Annotated in this window: 17 protein-coding genes; 12 read left to right on the top strand and 5 right to left on the bottom strand. The window is 60.6% G+C overall.

Features of this window, described 5'->3' with window-relative positions; genetic code table 11:
• Positions 1 to 103 precede the first annotated feature (103 nt).
• Both JFT66_RS07755 and JFT66_RS07750 read left to right on the top strand, forming a co-directional pair.
• Positions 104 to 1,048 (top strand): GlxA family transcriptional regulator, encoded by a 945-nt coding sequence (locus JFT66_RS07755; RefSeq protein WP_198859068.1) that lies wholly within the window; start codon positions 104 to 106, stop codon positions 1,046 to 1,048.
• A gap of 68 nt (positions 1,049 to 1,116) precedes the next feature.
• Complete coding sequence (locus JFT66_RS07750; protein WP_153837495.1) at positions 1,117 to 2,295, top strand: AAA family ATPase; 1,179 nt, start codon at positions 1,117 to 1,119, stop codon at positions 2,293 to 2,295.
• Between the two features lie 31 nt (positions 2,296 to 2,326).
• On the opposite strand, the gene JFT66_RS07745 is transcribed toward JFT66_RS07750, so the two are convergent.
• Positions 2,327 to 2,743 (bottom strand): DUF3010 family protein, encoded by a 417-nt coding sequence (locus JFT66_RS07745; protein WP_198859067.1) that lies wholly within the window; start codon positions 2,741 to 2,743, stop codon positions 2,327 to 2,329.
• Positions 2,744 to 2,784: 41 nt separating this feature from the next.
• Positions 2,785 to 3,186 carry a lysozyme inhibitor LprI family protein gene (locus tag JFT66_RS07740; RefSeq protein ID WP_034116151.1) on the bottom strand — a complete coding sequence of 134 codons (402 nt, stop codon included), beginning with the start codon at positions 3,184 to 3,186 and terminating at the stop codon, positions 2,785 to 2,787.
• Positions 3,187 to 3,404: 218 nt separating this feature from the next.
• On the opposite strand from JFT66_RS07740, the gene JFT66_RS07735 reads away from it, so the two are divergent.
• The 6 genes from JFT66_RS07735 (at position 3,405) to etfB (ending at position 11,094) form a co-directional block, all read left to right on the top strand.
• Positions 3,405 to 4,382 (top strand): dipeptidase, encoded by a 978-nt coding sequence (locus tag JFT66_RS07735; protein WP_015373138.1) that lies wholly within the window; start codon positions 3,405 to 3,407, stop codon positions 4,380 to 4,382.
• Between the two features lie 52 nt (positions 4,383 to 4,434).
• Positions 4,435 to 4,965, top strand: a complete 531-nt coding sequence (locus tag JFT66_RS07730; RefSeq protein WP_034116150.1) for a DUF5943 domain-containing protein — start codon at positions 4,435 to 4,437, stop codon at positions 4,963 to 4,965.
• Between the two features lie 16 nt (positions 4,966 to 4,981).
• Entirely contained in the window at positions 4,982 to 7,042 is a 2,061-nt protein-coding gene (dgcA, locus tag JFT66_RS07725; protein ID WP_034116149.1) for a dimethylglycine demethylation protein DgcA, read from the top strand.
• Positions 7,043 to 7,137: 95 nt separating this feature from the next.
• Complete coding sequence (gene dgcB, locus JFT66_RS07720) at positions 7,138 to 9,093, top strand: dimethylglycine demethylation protein DgcB (protein WP_198859066.1); 1,956 nt, start codon at positions 7,138 to 7,140, stop codon at positions 9,091 to 9,093.
• Entirely contained in the window at positions 9,093 to 10,313 is a 1,221-nt protein-coding gene (etfA, locus tag JFT66_RS07715; RefSeq protein ID WP_198859065.1) for an electron transfer flavoprotein subunit alpha, read from the top strand. Before dgcB ends, etfA begins: the two co-directional genes overlap by 1 nt.
• A gap of 10 nt (positions 10,314 to 10,323) precedes the next feature.
• The gene (gene etfB / locus JFT66_RS07710; RefSeq protein ID WP_153871408.1) at positions 10,324 to 11,094 is read left to right on the top strand and encodes an electron transfer flavoprotein subunit beta; all 771 of its coding nucleotides are present in this window, start codon (positions 10,324 to 10,326) and stop codon (positions 11,092 to 11,094) included.
• Positions 11,095 to 11,812: 718 nt separating this feature from the next.
• Here etfB and gbcA read toward each other — a convergent pair.
• Entirely contained in the window at positions 11,813 to 13,108 is a 1,296-nt protein-coding gene (gene gbcA / locus JFT66_RS07705; protein WP_034116145.1) for a glycine-betaine demethylase subunit GbcA, read from the bottom strand.
• 282 nt (positions 13,109 to 13,390) lie between these two features.
• Between gbcA and gbcB the strand changes: the two genes are divergently transcribed.
• Positions 13,391 to 14,491 carry a glycine-betaine demethylase subunit GbcB gene (gene gbcB, locus JFT66_RS07700; protein ID WP_034116144.1) on the top strand — a complete coding sequence of 367 codons (1,101 nt, stop codon included), beginning with the start codon at positions 13,391 to 13,393 and terminating at the stop codon, positions 14,489 to 14,491.
• A gap of 117 nt (positions 14,492 to 14,608) precedes the next feature.
• Here the strand turns inward: gbcB and JFT66_RS07695 are convergent, their stop codons facing one another.
• Positions 14,609 to 14,809, bottom strand: a complete 201-nt coding sequence (locus tag JFT66_RS07695; protein WP_198859064.1) for a hypothetical protein — start codon at positions 14,807 to 14,809, stop codon at positions 14,609 to 14,611.
• A gap of 183 nt (positions 14,810 to 14,992) precedes the next feature.
• Positions 14,993 to 16,033 (bottom strand): threonine aldolase family protein, encoded by a 1,041-nt coding sequence (locus JFT66_RS07690; protein ID WP_034116142.1) that lies wholly within the window; start codon positions 16,031 to 16,033, stop codon positions 14,993 to 14,995.
• A 90-nt stretch (positions 16,034 to 16,123) separates the two neighbouring features.
• On the opposite strand from JFT66_RS07690, the gene JFT66_RS07685 reads away from it, so the two are divergent.
• The 3 genes from JFT66_RS07685 to JFT66_RS07675 all read left to right on the top strand — a co-directional run bounded on the left by JFT66_RS07685 (position 16,124) and on the right by JFT66_RS07675 (position 19,615).
• A complete protein-coding gene (locus JFT66_RS07685) occupies positions 16,124 to 16,852 on the top strand; it encodes a TraX family protein (RefSeq protein ID WP_198859063.1) in 729 nt (242 codons plus the stop codon).
• Positions 16,853 to 17,088: 236 nt separating this feature from the next.
• A complete protein-coding gene (gene glyA, locus JFT66_RS07680; RefSeq protein ID WP_153837505.1) occupies positions 17,089 to 18,342 on the top strand; it encodes a serine hydroxymethyltransferase in 1,254 nt (417 codons plus the stop codon).
• Between the two features lie 22 nt (positions 18,343 to 18,364).
• Complete coding sequence (locus JFT66_RS07675) at positions 18,365 to 19,615, top strand: sarcosine oxidase subunit beta (RefSeq protein WP_010207084.1); 1,251 nt, start codon at positions 18,365 to 18,367, stop codon at positions 19,613 to 19,615.
• Positions 19,616 to 19,623 lie beyond the last annotated feature (8 nt).

The following is a 19,623-nucleotide window of genomic DNA, read 5'->3' as shown; positions in this document are numbered from 1 at the left end:
CGGCGGCGACCCACTCTTGCACTGCAGCGACCTGTGCCCTTGAATGGCCGGTTGAACTGGCGTATCACAGTGACCACGCTGCCCGTCCTACGAGAGCGCCACCATGTCCCAGGATTTCTACTTCTTGCTGATGCCAGGTTTTTCGGCCATCGGCTTTATCTCCGCATTGGAGCCGTTGCGGGTGGCTAACCGCTTTCGTGGCGAGTTGTATCGTTGGCATATATTGAGCGCCGATGGCGGTGCAGTGCTGGCGAGCAACGGCATGTCGGTCAACGCCGACGCCGCGCTGGAGCCGCTGAAAAAAGGTGCGACGTTGTTGGTGGTGGCCGGCTTCGAACCGTTGCAGTTCGTCACTCCTGTGCTGGAACACTGGCTGCGTCGTCTCGACCATGATGGCGTAATCCTCGGCGCCATCGACACCGGTGCCTGCGTGCTGGCTGAAGCTGGCCTGCTCGACGGCCACCGCTTGACCCTGCACTGGGAAGCCATCGACGCCTTCAAGGAATCCTATCCACACCTGAGCGTGACCCAGGAACTCTTCGAAATCGACCGCCGCCGCATCACCTGTGCCGGCGGCACCGCTTCCATCGACCTGATGCTTGACCTGATCGCCCAGGCCCACGGCCCCGAGCTGGCGATTCAGGTCTCGGAGCAATTCGTACTCGGCCGCATCCGCCCACGCAAAGACCACCAGCGCATGCAGATCGCCACGCGCTATGGCATCAACAACAAGAAACTGGTGCAAGTGATCGGCGAAATGGAGCAACACACCGAACCGCCGCTGAGCACCTTGGCATTGGCCGATGCGATCAAGGTAACGCGGCGCCAACTGGAGCGGCTGTTTCGCCTGCATTTGAACGACACACCGAGCAACTTCTACCTCGGCCTGCGCCTGGAGAAAGCCCGGAAACTGCTGCGCCAGAGCGACATGAGTGTGCTGGAGGTGAGCATTGCGTGTGGGTTTGAGTCGCCGTCGTACTTCACTAGGAGTTATCGGGCGAGGTTTGCCAAGTGCCCGAGGGAGGATCGGCGACGGGAGGTGGTTTGACGGACAATTATAGTCAATTATACTCTCTACTATAATTTATAGTCCTTTCCATAATTGAGTATAAAACCATGTCCAAGCACAGCGGCTTTGTGTTTCGCCGCCCCACCCTGGCAAGCAGTATTGCCGATGGCCTGGTGGGGGCCGGTATTCAGGATTTCACCTCCGGCCTGTTTCTCGCGGCGCCCCGTCGCACGGGCAAAAGCACTTTTCTGCGCGAAGACCTGATACCGGAATGTCAGCTCCGGGGCTGGCTGGCGGTGTATGTCGACCTGTGGGCCGACAAGGAAAAAGACCCCGCCGAGCTGATCGCGAGTGCCATTGCGGGGGCGTTGGTGCCGTTTGAAAAGGGCATTCGCAAACTGGCCAAGAACATTGGCATCGAGAAACTAAGCTTTCTGCGTACGCTTTCCTGGGACTTTACCAAGCCACAATTGCCTGTCGGTGCGACGCTGACCCAAGCGTTGGAATTGCTCCACAGGGCTGCAGAAAAACCCGTTGTGCTGGTGATTGACGAAGCACAGCACGCATTAACCACCGAGTCAGGTATCAATGCGATGTTCGCGTTGAAGGCTGCCCGGGATCAGCTCAACCAAGGCCGTGACGAGGAGGGCAGCGGTTTGCGCCTGGTGTTTACCGGATCCAATCGCGACAAACTCGCGCATTTGGTATTGGGTAAAAGCCAGCCATTCTTCGGTTCCAGCATCACGCCGTTTCCGCTGCTGGGCAAAGAGTTCACCCAGGCCTACACCGTGCACCTCAACGCGCACCTGGCCAAGAACAACCAATTCAACGCGGCTGATATTGATGAGGCGTTCGAGCTGGTAGGTCGGCGTCCCGAGATGTTGCGCACGATCATCGGTGAAGTGGCGCTGGAGCTGGGGGAGGCAAGCAACCTGGGCCAACTGTTGCACAGTCGCGCAGAACTGCTGCGCGCCGGGGTGTGGACCGAATTCGAAAGCGCCTGGAACGCCCTGACCATCCCGCAGCGCGCCGTGCTGGAGGTGATGGTGGAGCGTTCTCAAAACAACGAACCCTTCGCGCCATTCACCGACAGCACCCTCACGGCTGTCAGCAAGGCGCTGGAAGAGATGGGCAGCGATGTGGTGCCGGGTACCCAGACCATCCAGGCCTGCATCGATGCCCTGCGCGACAAGGAACTGGTGTGGAAGTCGAGCCGAGGCGGCTATGCCCTGGAGGACAAAACCTTCGGCGACTGGCTGCAACACAAGAGCCGTACACCGCGCTAAAAGGCCGGCTCCTACAGAGAGCAGGTGTGGCTTATTTCTTTACCAGGGCCGAGCACGCCGCCTTGTAGGCCTCATGCTGATACTTGTTCAGCGTCGCCGGCAGTTCAAAGTTGTGCTTCTTGTTCTGCGCATTGATGGTCTGCGGCGACAGTAGCGTCACTTCAACCCCCTCCAGTAGTTGAAACACCCCTTCAATCTTGAACGTCGTCGGGCCACCGGCGAATTCACCTTTCTTGCTGCGCCTCTTGATGGCGATACGTTCAATGGCGTTGTCCTGCACGAACGCCTTTACCTGGGCGGCGAAGGCTTTGACGTTGGCGGCCTCATCGTCGTCATCGAGGGCGATTTTCTTGGTGGCCAGGGCGATGTGAGTCAGCGCCTGGTTGTCCAGGGCAGCGAGGGCGAAGATGGCTTCGCTGCCTTTGATTTCGATGCCGCAGATTGTCATGAGTAGCCTTGGTCAAAAGAGAGAGTGGAGGGGATTGTCGCTTATTCCTGACCAATCGACTCCAAAAACTCCGACCGCTCATCACTCATCCGCGCCAGGCAATCGTTCTGCGCAATCGCATAGTCCTTGCTGCCGTTCACCGCCGGGAAGGTGTCCACTGCGCAATCAGCGTCACGCAGTTTTTCCCACTTCTGCTGGGCGTCCTTCAGACGAGCGGTAATGTCGGCCAGCTTGGTCTTGTCGCTGCCATAGGTCGAACCCATGCGCTCCAGCAGGCCTTGGTAGTTATCCTTGAGCAATTGCTCGGCGGTGGTTTTGTTGTAGGTGGCGCAAGCCAGGGTCTGTTTGTCGTTTTCGATGCCATCGCACGGCGTGCTGTCGGTGTCTTCGGCCGCGTGGGCGGTGGTTGCGATGAGTGCCAAAGCCAGGAAAATCGATTTCATTGCGCCGTCTCATATCAGGTGATGCGGAATTCTGGCTCAAGCGTAAGACAAAGAACAGCCGCCCGTCAGACCTGTCTTGGCAGCCTTTGTCGCGGATTGACGCTTTCGGCAATTCCCCTGTCGTTTTTGCACCCGGCTCCGTCGGTCCCTGGGCATATGCTGGCCCCAAAGCGCCGGCACACGATTCGGCGCATGAATCGCCAATAAGGGGACGCCTGATGAGCCCAGCCGAACTGCACGCCGACAGCATCGTTATCGACGGGCTGATCATTGCCAAGTGGAATCGCGACCTGTTCGAAGACATGCGCAAAGGCGGCCTCACTGCTGCCAACTGCACCGTGTCGGTGTGGGAAGGGTTCCAGGCCACCATTAACAATATCGTGGCCAGCCAGACCCTGATCCGTGAGAACAGCGACCTGGTAATCCCGGTGAAAACCACCGCGGATATCCGCAAAGCCAAAGAGCAAGGCAAGACCGGCATCATCTTCGGCTTCCAGAATGCCCATGCCTTTGAAGACCAACTCGGCTATGTGGAGATCTTCAAGCAGCTCGGCGTGGGTGTGGTGCAGATGTGCTACAACACCCAGAATCTGGTGGGCACCGGTTGCTATGAACGCGATGGCGGCCTGTCGGGTTTCGGTCGCGAGATTGTCGGTGAGATGAACCGCGTGGGCATCATGTGCGACCTGTCGCACGTCGGCTCCAAAACCTCCGAAGAGGTGATCCTCGAATCGAAAAAACCGGTGTGCTACTCCCACTGCCTGCCCTCGGGCCTTAAAGAACACCCGCGCAACAAGTCCGATGAAGAACTCAAGTTCATCGCCGACCACGGCGGTTTTGTCGGCGTGACCATGTTCGCGCCGTTCCTGGCCAAGGGCATCGACTCGACCATCGACGACTACGCCGAAGCCATCGAATACACCATGAACATCGTCGGCGAAGACGCCATCGGCATTGGCACCGACTTCACCCAGGGGCACGGCCAGGATTTCTTCGAAATGCTCACCCATGACAAGGGCTACGCCCGGCGCCTGACCAGCTTCGGCAAGATCATCAACCCCCTGGGCATCCGCACCGTGGGCGAGTTCCCCAACCTCACCGAGACATTGCTCAAGCGCGGCCACAGCGAGCGCGTGGTGCGCAAGATCATGGGCGAGAACTGGGTCAACGTCTTGAAGGACGTTTGGGGCGAATAAGCCAAGCACCCTCGGGCAACACCACAACGAATTTTTCTGGAGTTAAGTTTCCATGGCCAAGATCGCCCCGCAATTGCCTATCGAAGTCGACAGCGAAACCGGTGTCTGGACGTCCGACGCCCTGCCGATGCTGTACGTACCGCGGCATTTCTTCGTCAATAACCACATGGGCATTGAAGAAGTACTGGGCGCCGACGCCTATGCCGAAATCCTCTACAAAGCCGGCTACAAATCCGCCTGGCATTGGTGTGAAAAAGAAGCCGAATGCCACGGCCTGGAAGGCGTCGCGGTGTTCGAGCACTACATGAAACGCCTGTCGCAACGCGGCTGGGGCCTGTTCAAGATCCAGGACATCGACCTCGACAAAGGCACCGCCAGCGTCAAGCTCGAACACTCGGCCTTCGTCTACGTGTACGGCAAGGTCGGGCGCAAGGTCGACTACATGTTCACCGGCTGGTTTGCCGGCGCCATGGACCAGATTCTGCAAGCGCGCGGCAGCCAGATTCGCACCGTCGCCGAGCAAGTCTACGGCGGCTCCGAAGAGGGCCACGACGACGGCCTGTTCACCGTCAAGCCGTTGTAAGTCGAGGAACCCAGTCATGGCTTTCGAAGCAATGTTCGCGCCGATCCAGATCGGCAAACTGACCATCCGCAACCGCGTGCTCAGTACCGCCCACGCCGAGGTGTATGCCACCGACGGCGGCATGACCACCGACCGCTATGTGAAGTACTACGAAGAGAAAGCCAAGGGCGGCATCGGCCTGGCGATCTGCGGCGGCTCCTCGGTGGTGGCCATCGACAGCCCCCAGGAGTGGTGGAGCTCAGTGAACCTGTCCACCGATCGCATCATCCCGCACTTCCAGAACCTGGCCGACGCCATGCACAAGCATGGCGCCAAGATCATGATCCAGATTACCCACATGGGTCGGCGCTCGCGCTGGGACGGCTTCAACTGGCCGACGCTGATGTCGCCGTCCGGCGTACGTGAGCCCGTGCACCGCGCCACCTGCAAGACCATCGAGCCGGAAGAAATCTGGCGCGTGATCGGCAATTACGCCCAGGCTGCGCGTCGGGCCAAAGCCGGTGGCCTGGACGGTGTGGAACTGTCCGCGGTGCACCAGCACATGATCGACCAGTTCTGGAGCCCACGGGTCAACAAGCGTACCGACGAATGGGGCGGCACCTTCGAAGGCCGCATGAAGTTCGGCCTGGAAGTGCTCAAAGCCGTGCGCGCCGAGGTCGGTGATGACTTCTGCGTGGGTATGCGCCTGTGCGGGGATGAGTTCCATCCGGACGGCCTGTCCCACGAGGACATGAAGCAGATCGCCAAGTATTACGACGACACCGGCATGCTCGATTTCATCGGCGTGGTGGGCTCGGGTTGCGACACCCACAACACCCTGGCCAACGTGATCCCCAACATGAGTTACCCGCCGGAGCCATTCCTGCACCTGGCGGCCGGTATCAAGGAAGTGGTCAAGGTTCCGGTGCTGCACGCGCAGAACATCAAGGACCCGAACCAGGCCACGCGCATTCTCGAAGGCGGCTATGTGGACATGGTCGGCATGACCCGTGCGCATATCGCGGACCCGCACCTGATCGCCAAGATCAAGATGGGCCAGATCGATCAGATCAAGCAGTGTGTCGGCGCCAACTATTGCATCGACCGCCAGTACCAGGGCCTGGATGTGCTGTGCATCCAGAACGCCGCGACCTCGCGTGAATACATGGGCGTGCCGCACATCATCGAGAAGTCCACCGGGCCCAAGCGCAAGGTGGTTGTGGTTGGTGCCGGCCCGGCCGGGATGGAAGCCGCACGCGTGGCTGCCGAACGTGGCCACGACGTGACCCTGTTCGAGAAGAAAGAATTTATCGGCGGGCAGATCACCACCGCCTCCAAAGCCCCGCAGCGGGACCAGATCGCCGGTATCACCCGCTGGTTCCAGCTGGAGCTGGCGCGCTTGAAAGTCGACCTGCGCCTGGGCGTGGCCGCCGATGCCGAGACCATCCTGGATCTGCGTCCGGACGTGGTGGTGCTGGCGGTCGGCGGGCATCCGTTTATCGAGCAGAACGAACATTGGGGCGCCGCCGAAGGCTTGGTAGTGAGCAGTTGGGATGTGCTCGACGGCAAAGTCGCGCCGGGCAAGAACGTGCTGGTGTACGACACCATCTGCGAGTTCACCGGCATGTCGGTGGCGGACTTCCTGGCCGACAAAGGCAGCCAGGTGGAGATCGTCACCGACGACATCAAGCCGGGCGTGGCGATTGGCGGTACGTCGTTCCCGACCTACTACCGCAGCATGTACCCCAAGGAAGTGATCATGACCGGCGACATGATGCTGGAAAAGGTCTACCGCGAGGGCGACAAGCTGGTAGCGGTGCTGGAGAACGAATACACCGGCGCCAAAGAAGAGCGGGTGGTCGACCAGGTGGTGGTGGAGAACGGCGTGCGTCCGGACGAGGCCATCTACTACGGGCTCAAGGAAGGCTCGCGCAACAAGGGCCAGATTGACGTTGAGGCGCTGTTTGCGATCAAGCCGCAGCCGTGCCTGAGCGAGGCGGGTGACGGGTATTTGCTGTTCCGCATTGGCGACTGTGTGGCGCAGCGTAATACCCATGCTGCGATCTATGACGCCCTGCGCCTTTGCAAAGACTTTTGATGAGGTGAACTCGGTCAAATGTGGGAGGGAGCAAGCCCCCTCCCACATTTAGGCCAGTTTCACAGTAGACCTGTGCGGTCTGTGGGAGCTTCACCATGTTGAACACCTTGCTGCCTATTCTCTTGTTTGCCGCCCTGGGCCTTGCCGTCCTCGGCGCGCTGCGGCGCGTCATGATGTGGCGCCGTGGTCGCGCGTCCAAGGTCGACCTGCTGGGCGGCCTTTTAGCCATGCCCAAGCGCTACATGGTCGACCTGCACCACGTAGTCGCCCGCGACAAATACATTGCCAACACCCACGTCGCTACCGCCCTGGGCTTTGTGCTGTCGGCGTTGCTGGCGATTCTGGTGCATGGTTTCGGCCTGCAGAACCGTATCCTCGGCTATGCCTTGTTGTTGGCCTCGGTGCTGATGTTTGTCGGTGCCACGTTCGTCTATCTGCGCCGTCGTAACCCGCCGGCGCGCCTGTCGAAAGGCCCGTGGATGCGCCTGCCGAAAAGCCTGATGGCGTTCTCGGTGAGCTTCTTTCTGGTGACCTTGCCGGTGGCGGGGATTCTGCCGGCGGATTTCGGCGGCTGGCTGCTCGCTGCGCTGCTGAGCGCGGGCGTGTTGTGGGGCGTGTCCGAGATGTTTTTCGGCATGACCTGGGGCGGGCCGATGAAGCACGCCTTTGCCGGCGCCCTGCACCTGGCCTGGCACCGCCGCGCCGAGCGCTTTGGAGGTGGCCGTTCCACCGGTTTGAAACCTCTGGACCTGAGCGACAAAACGGCACCGCTGGGTGTGGAAAAACCCAAGGATTTCACCTGGAACCAACTGCTCGGCTTCGACGCCTGCGTGCAATGCGGCAAGTGCGAAGCGGCGTGCCCGGCGTTCGCTGCCGGCCAGCCGCTGAACCCGAAAAAACTCATTCAGGATATGGTGGTCGGCCTGGCCGGCGGCACGGATGCCAAGTTCGCCGGCAGCCCGTATCCATCTATTAACGGCGGCGGCAAACCGATCGGCGAACATAGCGGCAACCCGCACCAGCCCATCGTCAACGGCCTGGTGGACGCCGAGACCCTGTGGTCGTGCACCACTTGCCGCGCCTGCGTGGAAGAGTGCCCGATGATGATCGAGCACGTGGACGCCATCGTCGACATGCGCCGCCACCTTACCCTGGAGAAAGGCGCCACGCCGAACAAGGGCGCTGAAGTCCTGGAAAACCTGATCGCCACCGACAACCCGGGCGGCTTTGCACCTGGTGGCCGGCTGAACTGGGCGGCGGATCTGAACCTGCCGCTGCTCAGCGACAAGGGCAGTTGCGAAGTGCTGTTCTGGGTCGGTGACGGCGCCTTTGACATGCGCAACCAACGCACCCTTCGCGCGTTCGTCAAAGTGCTGAAAGCGGCCAAGGTCGATTTCACGGTACTCGGCCTGGAGGAGCGCGACAGCGGTGACGTTGCGCGGCGCTTGGGCGATGAAGCGACCTTCCAACTGCTGGCTACGCGCAATATCCAGACCCTGGCCAAGTACAGTTTCAAGCGCATCGTCACCTGCGACCCTCACAGTTTCCATGTGCTGAAAAACGAGTATGGCGCCTTCAGCGGCAATTACCTGGTGCAGCACCACAGCACCTTCATGGCCGAGCTGATCGGCGACGGCGCGCTGAACCTGGGCCAACACAAAGGCAACAGCGTGACCTATCACGACCCTTGTTATCTGGGCCGCTACAACGGCGAATACGAGGCGCCGCGCCAAGTACTACGGGCGCTGGGGATCGAGGTCAAGGAGATGCAACGTTCCGGTTTCCGCTCGCGTTGCTGCGGTGGCGGTGGCGGCGCGCCGATTACCGATATTCCCGGCAAGCAACGTATTCCCGATATGCGCATGGACGACATCCGCGAAACCGGTGCCGAGCTGGTAGCCGTAGGTTGCCCGCAATGTACGGCAATGCTTGAGGGCGTGGTCGAACCTCGGCCTTTGATCAAGGACATCGCCGAGTTGGTGGCCGATGCTTTGCTGGAAGACCCCACGCCGGCTAAAGCGCCTAAACGTGAACCTGCGGAGGTGCACTGATGAGCGACATAATCCGCCGCGACCCACGGGCCGAATGGATAGCCCGTAACCGCCTGCACCCGCTGCATGCGGCCATGCAACCGCTTCAACACAGCTGGATGGGCCCTAACGGGATCATCCGCAAGAATGTGCATGGCGTCGGTTTTATCGGCCCCAACGGCATCAAGCGTATCGACCGCAGTGGTGCCCAGCAGGGCGGCGCGGCCAAGCGTACGGCGGCAGTAGAGGTGCAACTGCCGCTGCATCAGGTGCCGGCGCCCGCGTTCTACATCAACGTGGTGCCGGACATGGTCGGTGGCCGCTTGAGCAGCCACGACCGTGACCTGTTCGGCCTGGCGCGGCAACTGGCTGGCAGCGACGGCGCGGTGCTGGCGGTGGTGTTTGGCGAGCACAAGGAAACGGCGTTTGCCACGGCGGGCGTTGATCGCTTGTTGGTGCTGGAAGGCCATGAGTTCGACGGTTATTCACCGGAGCAGCGGGTACAGGGTTTGCGGGCTGTGGATAACCAGTTCAGCCCGCGCCACTGGCTGCTGCCGGACAGCCGCAGCGGTGGTGGCGAGCTGGGCCGACGCTTTGCCGCCAGCCTGAAGGAACGCCCGGCTACGCGGGTATGGCAAATCAAGGGCAATGAGTGCATCGGCCGTGCGGGTGCTGGCCAGGAAGACTTGGCCCGACCGCTGCCGCGCCTGGTTCTGGCGGCCGTCGAATGCGCCGAGCCGGTCAGCGAGACGCGCCATGAAGTGTTGCCTGTGCAGTTATCCACAGCCCTGGCCCGCAGTTTGCCGCGTATCGAGGATCTCGGTGCGGTGGCAGTGGACCCGGCGGCGATTCCCATGGCCGAGGCCGAATTCATTTTCTCCGGCGGCAACGGCGTGACGGATTGGGCGCTGTTTCACCAGACCGCTGCGGCCTTGGGCGCTACCGAAGGCGCCTCACGGGTGGCAGTGGACGATGGTTTCATGGCCCGGGACCGCCAGGTCGGTGCCAGCGGCACCTGGGTCACGGCGCGGGTGTACGTGGCCGTGGGCATCTCCGGGGCGATCCAGCACCTGCAAGGCATCGGTGCCTGCGACAAGGTGGTGGCGATCAATCTCGACCCGGGCTGCGACATGATCAAGCGTGCCGACCTGTCAGTGATCGGCGAAAGCGCCGCGATACTGCAAGCCTTGATCACGGCGGTCGAGACCTACCGCAACGGCGCCAAGCGCGATGCAGCTTAAGGATATGGCCATGACGATCAATGTAATCAGCCTGGTGTCCATCGGCGCCCACCCTACCTCGGGGCGCCCACGGCGCGCCGAGCAGGACGCGCGCGCCGTCGAACTCGGCCTGCAACTGGCTGGGGATAAGTTGCAGGTGCTGCATGCTGGCAACATCGCCGAACCGACCCTGCGCAGCTACCTGGGCATGGGCCTGCCGCAGTTGCAGGTACTGGAGCAACCGCCAGGCTCCGATGCCTTGCCGGTACTGAATGAGTATCTGCGCGACGCCGGCGCCCAGGTGGTGCTCACCGGCAGTCAGGCGGAAACCGGAGAAGGCTCGGGCATGTTGCCGTTCCTGTTGGCCGAGCAATTGGGCTGGCCGCTGATTGTGGGGCTGGCCCAGGTGGAGTCCATCGAGGGCGGCGTGGCCCATGTGCTGCAGGCGTTGCCCCGTGGCCAGCGGCGGCGCCTGAAGGTGCGCCTGCCGTTTCTCGCCACGGTGGATAACGCCGCGCCCAAGCCACGCCAAAGTGCCTACGGCCCGGCGCAGCGGGGTGAGTTGGCGGCTCATGAAGTCGAGATTGAACAAGACGACTTATTCACAGGTGCGCTGCTGCAACCGGCCAAGCCCCGACCCAAGCGCCTCAAAGTGATCAAGGCCAAGAGCGGCGCCGACCGTATGAAGGCTGCAACGGCCAAGGCCAGTGGTGGCGGTGGGCAGGTGCTCAAGGGGTTGAGTGCCGAAGCCGGCGCCGAGGCCATCCTTAAGCTGCTCATAGAGGAAGGCGTCGTGCGCTGATTGTTTACCCACAATCCCTGTTGACCCGTCTGTGGATAACCTGTTCGCGGTTGTCCACAGCCCCTGTTTATCAAGCCCTACAGCCCTCTGTACAAAAAACAACCAGGCTAAGCTACGGTTTTTCCTTGGGTTTTCCCTCGTGGCACGGATCGAGTTGCCCCCAAAGTCTGTTGGCGCTTCTGTGGATAAGATGTTCGCTATCAGCTACAGGCCATATACAACGGGGCTTTCATAAGGTTGGTCAAGTTTTGATCAATTAGCGCTCTTTGCCGCTTTAAAATGCTGGATCGCCAGATTTATGAAGGTTTGGCGTGGTTTTCCACAGCATCGGCAGAGTTGCCCCCAAAGTCTGTTGGTGCATCTGTGGATAAGGTGTTCGCTTACCGCGGGAAGCCACGTTAATAAAGGTCTCCAAAGGTTTGATCAATAAATGATCAGCTGAGAATAAAATCCGGTCGTTCGAATAAGTCACGGATTTTCTTGATTTAATTTGGCTGCACGGCGTACTTGCCCACAATTGCTGTGGGTGGCTTTGTGGATAAGTTGTTGGGCAACGGCTGGAGGGTAGACTGCTAGCGGTGTGCGAGAGATCTGATCAAATATTAAGCAGTACCGAGATTTAAGTGTGGGAGCGGGCTTGCTCGCGAAGGCTGAGTGTCAGTCAACAGATTCATCAACTGACCCACCGCTTTCGCGAGCAAGCCCGCTCCCACATTTTTTATTCGTGTGCGGCTACACCTTTGAGGTAGGGCGCTGGCGCCGCACCCAGGTTGTTCAACATGCGCTCGCTGTACCAGTCGACAAAATTCACCACACCAAACTCATAGGTCTTGGAGTATGGCCCTGGCTGGTAGGCGGTGGAGTTGATCCCGCGCTGGTTCTCTTCGGCCAGGCGGCGGTCCTGGTCGTTGGTTGCATCCCACACCTGGCGCATGCGGTCTACGTCGTAGTCCACGCCTTCCACGGCGTCCTTGTGCACGATCCACTTGGTGGTGACCATCGTTTCCTGGGCACTGATCGGCCACACGCTGAACACAATGATGTGATCGCCCATGCAATGGTTCCAGGAGTGGGGCAGGTGCAGGATGCGCATCGAACCCAGGTCCGGGTTCTTGATACGGCCCATGAGCTTGGCGCAGCCCTGCTTGCCGTCCAGGGTCATCGACACGGTGCCCTTTAGCAGCGGCATGCGCACGATGCGGTTACGCAGGCCGAAGCTGGCGTGGGCGTAGGGGATCTTCTCGGCGTCCCAGGCGGCGGCCGAAGCAGCCACGTGGTCCTTGAAGGCCTGGTCGGCGCGTGGGTCGGTGACGTCGTCCCACTCCAGCAGGGTTTTCAGCAGCTCCGGGTGCGACGCATTGCAGTGGTAGCACTCGCGGTTGTTTTCCAGCACCAGTTTCCAGTTGGCTTTTTCGAACAAGGTGGTCTGGATCGCCACCTTGGTGTTTTCCATGTCGTAGGGTTCCATGTAGTGGCTGAGTGTCGACAGGAAGTCATCGATGGCCGGCGGGTTCTCGGCCAGGCTAATGAAAATGTAGCCGCCGGCGGTCTTTACGTTCACCGGCTTGAGGCCGTATTGCTTCATGTCGAAATCGGCGCCCATCTCGGTGCCGGCGAACAGCAGGCGACCGTCCAGCTCGTAGGTCCACTGGTGGTAATGGCACACCAGCTTGGCGACCTTGCCCTTGTCGCTGGTGCACAAGCGTGAACCGCGATGGCGGCACACGTTGTGGAACGCATGCACCACGCCGTCGGCGCCACGGATCACGATGATCGGGTTCTTGCCCACTTGCAGGGTCAGGTAGTTGCCCTTGGTGGGGATCTCGCAGGTCATACCGGCGATCAACCACTCTTTCTGGAAGATTTCCTGCATATCGATATCAAACAGCCGCTCGTCAGAGTAAAACGGCTGCGGCAGCGAAAAAGTGCGCTCGCGCTCTTGCAGCATGTGCGCGGTGGCCTTGCGTGCGGGTTCCAGCGGATCGCCCAAGCTTAAGGTTGCGGTGACGTCCATCGTGTGTGTCCTCATGGCCATTCTGTGTGGCCGGCGAATAGTGGCTACGGTTGGTGCTGTGCAAGGCGTAAAGAAAGCGTCGTTGTTGGAAGCGAGTGTGGGCCTGCCGATGCGCCGAACCTTGTCCATTAACGACACGGCCCACTCTGATCCCGACGCGCAACCCCAGTGGTATGGGGGCTGGTCGCGATAAGTATGTGAATGTCGCAGATAGGTAAATGGGTGGTTCCGGCGTTACGCAGAATCGCCACCATAAGGCCGACGTCGGCGGTGGAGAACAACATGTCCAATAGTTTCCTGAATCCGGTAACCACCCAGACCTGGGCCAATGGTCGACACATCGTCCGTTGCGTCAAAGTCATCCAGGAAACCTGGGACGTGCGCACCTTCTGCTTCATGGCCGACCAGCCGATCCTGTTCTTTTTCAAGCCTGGGCAATTCGTCACCCTGGAGCTGGAAATCGAAGGCCAGCCGATCATGCGTTCGTACACCATCTCCAGTTCACCGTCGGTGCCCTACAGCTTTTCGGTGACCATCAAGCGCGTACCGGGTGGGCGAGTCTCCAACTGGCTGCACGACACGTTGCATGAGGGTCAGGAGCTGGCGGTGCACGGCCCGGTCGGGTTGTTCAATGCCATCGATTTCCCAAGCCCGAAAGTGCTGTACCTCAGTGGTGGCGTCGGCATCACCCCGGTGATGTCCATGGCCCGCTGGTTCTATGACACCAACGCCAACGTCGATATGACGTTTATCCACAGCGCCCGCTCGCCCAAGGACATCATCTACCACCGCGAGCTGGAGCACATGGCGTCGCGGATCGACAACTTCAGCCTGCACCTGATTTGCGAAAAGCACGGGTTGGGCGAGCCCTGGGCCGGTTACCGCGGTTACCTGAACCACAAGATGCTGGAACTGATGGTGCCGGACTTCCTGGAGCGCGAAGTGTTCTGCTGCGGGCCTACGCCGTACATGAGCGCGGTGAAGCGTCTGCTGGAAGTCGCCGGTTTTGACATGACGCGCTATCACGAAGAGTCCTTCGGCGCGACGCCGCCGGAAGCGCGTGCCGATGCGGTGGAACAAGCCGAGCAGGCGGCGGATGCGCCGGAGGTCGACCTGGCGGACCTGCACCAGGTGGAATTTATCGCTTCAGGCAAGAGCATTCGCGTGGCACCGGGGGAAACGGTGCACGCGGCGGCCGCCAAGCTTGGCCTGCTGATCCCCAAAGCCTGCGGCATGGGCATCTGTGGGACATGCAAGGTGATGAAACTGGGCGGCGAGGTCGAGATGGAGCACAACGGCGGGATTACTGAGGAGGATGAAGCTGAAGGCTACATCCTGTCGTGCTGCAGTGTGCCCAAGGGCGATGTGCGCATCGAATTTTAAGGTTGTTGATCGTTCCCATGCTCTGCGTGGGAATGCCTTTTGGGACGCTCCGCGTCCCGCTCGCTCAGGCTGTGCACGTAGTGATACAGAGCGTGGGAACGATCATTCACTTGGTGGTTACTGGGCGTAGATATGCACGACGAAATGCTGGCCTGATGCTGTCAATTCATACACCTTGTCGTGGATCCTCAGCGTCCTCGAGGGTTCGCGGATGGTATCCCCGACTTTGGCGTATTTCCTGAACTCATCCCAATCAATCACCGTGGTGCTGATAGTGCCATCGCCCTGAAGGGTGGTGCTGTTGCTTTGATATTCCATGGTTTAGCTCTCTGCTGGATTTCCGTTTCCGGCCGATTATTCGGCAGGCAGTTGTCCCCGCAAGGTGGCCTCTGCAGCGGCTTTTTCCTTGCGGGTAACCAGAGGCTAGTCAATGAAATCCAAGCGTGCTGCTGTCAGAAATATCAAAAAACAGTCTCGGCACTCCGCCAGTATTCGTTAGTTTCAGGCCCCCATGACTGTCCGAATATCCGCAGCCAATTCTCTTACACGTTCCTCCTCGGTATCCCACGCACACATGAAGCGCGCACCGCCTTTACCGATGAAGGTGTAGAAGCGCCAGCCCTTGGCTGTCAGCGCCGCAATGGCCGGTTCCGAGAGTTGCAGGAACACGCCGTTGGCCTGTACCGGGAACATCAGTTCCACGCCGGGAATGTCTGCTACCAGGCTGCTCAGCAACTGCGCGCAGTGGTTGGCGTGGCGTGCATGCTTGAGCCAGGCGTCGTTTTCCAACAGGCCCACCCACGGGGCGGAGAGGAAGCGCATTTTCGACGCCAACTGGCCGGCTTGTTTGCAGCGGTAGTCGAAGTCTTCGGCCAGCTTGTGGTTGAAGAACAGGATGGCTTCACCTACCGCCATGCCGTTCTTGGTGCCGCCAAAGCACAACACGTCCACACCGGCTTTCCAGGTCAGGTCGGCGGGTGAACAGCCGAGGAACGCGCAGGCGTTGGAGAAGCGCGCGCCGTCCATGTGCAGGTTCAGGCCCAGTTCCTTGCAGGTGGCGCTGATGGCGCGGATTTCTTCCGGGGTATATACGCTGCCGACCTCAGTGGCCTGGGTCAGAGTCACGACGCGGGGCTTGGGGTAGTGGATGTCCTGGCGCTTGAGGGCGATCTCGCGGATCGATTCCGGGGTCAGCTTGCCGTTTTCAGTGCGAGCGACGAGCAGCTTGGAACCGTTGGAGAAAAACTCGGGTGCGCCGCATTCATCAGTTTCGACGTGGGCGGTTTCCGAGCAAATCACGCTATGGTAGCTCTGGCACAGCGAAGACAGCGCCAGGGAGTTGGCCGCCGTACCGTTGAAGGCGAAGAACACCTCGCAGTCGGTCTCGAACAGATTGCGGAAACCGTCGGCGGCGCGGTGGGTCCATTCATCATCACCGTAGGCGCGTTGATGGCCCTGGTTGGCTTGTTCCATGGCGGCCCAGGCTTCCGGGCAAATGCCGGAATAGTTGTCGCTGGCGAATTGTTGGCTCTTGTCGGTCATGGCCCATTCCTATGGTCGATGTTGGTGCGCACTTTAACCAAGATTGTTAGGGGGGCGCACGCACTGTAAATGCAAAGTCACTGGGGAATTATGCACGGTACTGTAACGGCTCCTGTAGGAGGCGTCCGCGATGGCGCTTTGGACTTGCTCAAGTGGCTGGCGCTGCTCTGCATGGTGCTGGATCACCTGCGCTACGTCGGGTTGAGCCTGGATGGCCTGTACGTGCCAGGGCGCCTGGCTTTCCCGTGGTTTTGCCTGGCGATTGCGGCGAACCTGCACCGGGTTCGAGGCGCGCAGGTGAGCGGTCAATGGCGGTATCTGGGGTGGCTGCTGCTGTTCAGTGCGATCAGCGAAGTGCCGTACCGAATGTTTATCGACGATGCCGATACATTGAACGTGTTACCGACGCTGGCATTGGGCCTGCTGGTTGCCAGAGGATGGCAGCAGAAGACGCTTGTTGATCGAGGATTGGCGCTGATCGCCCTAACATTAGGCGCGGTATTTTCCACGCAGCTGATGTTCGGTTTTTTTGGGGTGTTGCTGCCGCTGGCGATGCTCATGGTGTTTCGTCGGCCTTGGTATTTCAGCCTGTTGCCTGGCCTGGTCTGCGTGGCGGCCAACCAATGGCAGATACTGCTCAATAGCGGCACGCTGGTGGCGCTATTGGGATTGGCCGCGTGCCTGATCGCGCCATTGGGGGGCTTGGTCTTATTGCGACAGGCCAGACACATGGCGCCGCCGGCCATGCGCCGCTGGGCGTATGGCCTTTATCCGCTGCATTTCCTGTTGTTGCTACTCGTGCGCAAGATCATCGCCTAACCCCTGTGGGAGCGGGCTTGCTCGCGATAGCGGTGGGCCGGCCAGCACCTGTATTGACTGACCCGCCGCCTTCGCGAGCAAGCCCGCTCCCACATTTGTTCTGCGTCGTTCATCCGATGTCGTAAACGCACCTTTGCGTGGCGTCCGTAGGCATTTGGTATATCTGCACCAGCCCTACCATCGCATCAAAGGGCCCTGCACGGGCCTCAACAATACGAAAGGCTGGGAGAGACGCGATGTTCAGCAAACAAGACCAGATCCAGGGATATGACGACGCGCTGCTGGCGGCGATGAATGCCGAGGAGCAGCGTCAGGAAGACCATATCGAGCTGATCGCGTCGGAGAACTACACCAGCAAGCGCGTGATGCAAGCCCAGGGCAGTGGCCTGACCAACAAATACGCCGAAGGCTACCCAGGCAAGCGCTACTACGGTGGCTGCGAACATGTGGACAAGGTCGAAGCCCTGGCCATCGAACGCGCCAAGCAATTGTTCGGCGCCGATTACGCCAACGTGCAGCCGCATTCGGGCTCATCGGCCAACAGTGCGGTGTACCTGGCGCTGTTGAACGCCGGTGACACCATCCTCGGCATGAGCCTGGCCCACGGCGGCCACCTGACCCACGGCGCCAAAGTGTCGTCCTCGGGCAAGCTGTACAACGCGGTGCAATACGGTATCAACACCGACACTGGCCTGATCGACTACGACGAAGTCGAGCGCCTGGCCGTGGAGCACAAGCCGAAGATGGTGGTAGCCGGTTTCTCTGCCTACTCCAAAACCCTGGATTTCCCACGCTTTCGCCAGATTGCCGACAAGGTCGGTGCGCTGCTGTTCGTCGACATGGCCCACGTCGCCGGCTTGGTCGCCGCCGGCCTGTACCCGAACCCGCTGCCGTACGCCGATGTGGTCACCACCACTACCCACAAGACCCTGCGCGGTCCGCGTGGCGGCCTGATTTTGGCCCGAGCCAACGAAGAAATTGAAAAGAAACTCAACGCCGCGGTATTCCCCGGCGCCCAGGGTGGCCCGCTGATGCACGTCATCGCCGGCAAGGCGGTGTGCTTCAAGGAAGCCCAGGAGCCAGGCTTCAAGGCCTACCAGCAACAAGTGATCGACAACGCCCAGGCCATGGCCAACGTGTTCATCAAGCGCGGGTATGACGTGGTGTCCGGCGGCACTGACAACCACCTGTTCCTCGTTAGTCTGATCCGCCAGGGCCTGACCGGCAAAGAGGCGGACGCCGCCCTCGGTCGCGCCCACATCACCGTCAACAAGAATGCTGTACCGAACGACCCGCAATCGCCGTTCGTGACTTCGGGCCTGCGCATCGGCACTCCAGCGGTGACCACCCGTGGTTTTAAAGTGCCGCAATGCATCGAACTGGCGGGCTGGATCTGCGACATCCTCGACAACCTCGGCGACGCCGATGTCGAGGCCAACGTGGCCAAGCACGTGTCTGCCCTGTGCGCTGATTTCCCGGTTTATCGCTGAGCGCGGTTTTGGAGTAATGACTATGCAACGCTACTCGGGCTTCGGCCTCTTCAAGCACTCACTCAGCCATCACGAAAACTGGCAGAAGATGTGGCGCACGCCGACCCCTAAAAAGGTCTACGACGTGGTCATCGTCGGCGGCGGCGGGCATGGTCTGGCGACCGCTTACTACCTGGCCAAGGAGCACGGCATCACCAACGTGGCGGTGGTCGAGAAAGGCTGGCTGGGCGGCGGTAACACCGCACGCAACACCACCATCGTGCGCTCCAACTACCTGTGGGACGAGTCGGCGCATTTGTACGAACACGCGATGAAACTCTGGGAAGGTTTGTCCCAGGACTTGAACTACAACGTGATGTTCTCCCAGCGCGGCGTCTACAACCTGTGCCACACCCTGCAGGACATCCGTGATTCCGAGCGTCGCGTCAGCGCCAACCGCCTCAACGGCGTGGACGGTGAACTGCTGAATGCCAAGCAGGTGGCCGACGAAATTCCGTACCTGGACTGCTCGAAAAACACCCGCTACCCCGTGCTCGGCGCCACCGTGCAACGGCGCGGCGGCGTGGCACGTCACGATGCCGTGGCCTGGGGCTTCGCCCGTGCCGCTGATGCCTTGGGTGTGGACTTGATCCAGCAGACCGAAGTCATCGGTTTCCGTAAGGAAAACGGCGTGTGCATCGGTGTGGAAACCAACAAGGGCTTTATCGGTGCCAAGCGCGTCGGTGTGGTCACCGCCGGTAACTCCGGGCACATGGCCTCGCTCGCGGGTTTCCGCCTGCCGATCGAATCCCACCCGCTGCAAGCGTTGGTGTCGGAGCCGATCAAACCGATTATCGACAGCGTGATCATGTCCAACGCCGTGCACGGCTATATCAGCCAGTCCGACAAGGGCGACCTGGTGATCGGTGCCGGTATCGACGGTTACAACGGCTACGGCCAGCGCGGCTCCTACCCGGTGATTGAACACACCATCCAGGCCATCGTCGAGATGTTCCCGGTGCTGTCCCGCGTGCGCATGAACCGCCAATGGGGCGGCATCGTCGACACCACGCCGGACGCCTGCCCGATCATTTCCAAGACGCCGGTACCGAACATGTTCTTCAACTGCGGTTGGGGCACCGGTGGCTTCAAGGCCACCCCGGGCTCAGGCAACGTGTTTGCCGCCAGCCTCGCCAAGGGTGAAATGCACCCATTGGCCGCGCCTTTCTCCATCGACCGTTTCCACAACGGTGCGCTGATCGACGAACACGGCGCTGCGGCCGTCGCCCACTAGCTCTCGGC

The sequence above is a fragment of the Pseudomonas sp. MF6755 genome, assembly GCF_016405635.1.
Taxonomy (GTDB): domain Bacteria; phylum Pseudomonadota; class Gammaproteobacteria; order Pseudomonadales; family Pseudomonadaceae; genus Aquipseudomonas; species Aquipseudomonas haemolytica.
Note: the sequence above shows the minus strand (reverse complement) of the source record. Positions and strands in the feature narration are given on the sequence as shown.

Coding starts and splice junctions, on each gene's coding strand:
- dgcA (WP_034116149.1), top strand. CDS start 4,982: ATGGCTTTCGAAGCAATGTTCGCGCCGATCCAGATCGGCAAACTGACC.
- JFT66_RS07750 (WP_153837495.1), top strand. CDS start 1,117: ATGTCCAAGCACAGCGGCTTTGTGTTTCGCCGCCCCACCCTGGCAAGC.
- glyA (WP_153837505.1), top strand. CDS start 17,089: ATGTTCAGCAAACAAGACCAGATCCAGGGATATGACGACGCGCTGCTG.
- JFT66_RS07735 (WP_015373138.1), top strand. CDS start 3,405: ATGAGCCCAGCCGAACTGCACGCCGACAGCATCGTTATCGACGGGCTG.
- JFT66_RS07690 (WP_034116142.1), bottom strand. CDS start 16,033: ATGACCGACAAGAGCCAACAATTCGCCAGCGACAACTATTCCGGCATT.
- JFT66_RS07685 (WP_198859063.1), top strand. CDS start 16,124: ATGCACGGTACTGTAACGGCTCCTGTAGGAGGCGTCCGCGATGGCGCT.
- JFT66_RS07730 (WP_034116150.1), top strand. CDS start 4,435: ATGGCCAAGATCGCCCCGCAATTGCCTATCGAAGTCGACAGCGAAACC.
- gbcA (WP_034116145.1), bottom strand. CDS start 13,108: ATGGACGTCACCGCAACCTTAAGCTTGGGCGATCCGCTGGAACCCGCA.
- etfB (WP_153871408.1), top strand. CDS start 10,324: ATGACGATCAATGTAATCAGCCTGGTGTCCATCGGCGCCCACCCTACC.
- dgcB (WP_198859066.1), top strand. CDS start 7,138: ATGTTGAACACCTTGCTGCCTATTCTCTTGTTTGCCGCCCTGGGCCTT.
- gbcB (WP_034116144.1), top strand. CDS start 13,391: ATGTCCAATAGTTTCCTGAATCCGGTAACCACCCAGACCTGGGCCAAT.
- etfA (WP_198859065.1), top strand. CDS start 9,093: ATGAGCGACATAATCCGCCGCGACCCACGGGCCGAATGGATAGCCCGT.
- JFT66_RS07695 (WP_198859064.1), bottom strand. CDS start 14,809: ATGGAATATCAAAGCAACAGCACCACCCTTCAGGGCGATGGCACTATC.
- JFT66_RS07740 (WP_034116151.1), bottom strand. CDS start 3,186: ATGAAATCGATTTTCCTGGCTTTGGCACTCATCGCAACCACCGCCCAC.
- JFT66_RS07745 (WP_198859067.1), bottom strand. CDS start 2,743: ATGACAATCTGCGGCATCGAAATCAAAGGCAGCGAAGCCATCTTCGCC.
- JFT66_RS07755 (WP_198859068.1), top strand. CDS start 104: ATGTCCCAGGATTTCTACTTCTTGCTGATGCCAGGTTTTTCGGCCATC.
- JFT66_RS07675 (WP_010207084.1), top strand. CDS start 18,365: ATGCAACGCTACTCGGGCTTCGGCCTCTTCAAGCACTCACTCAGCCAT.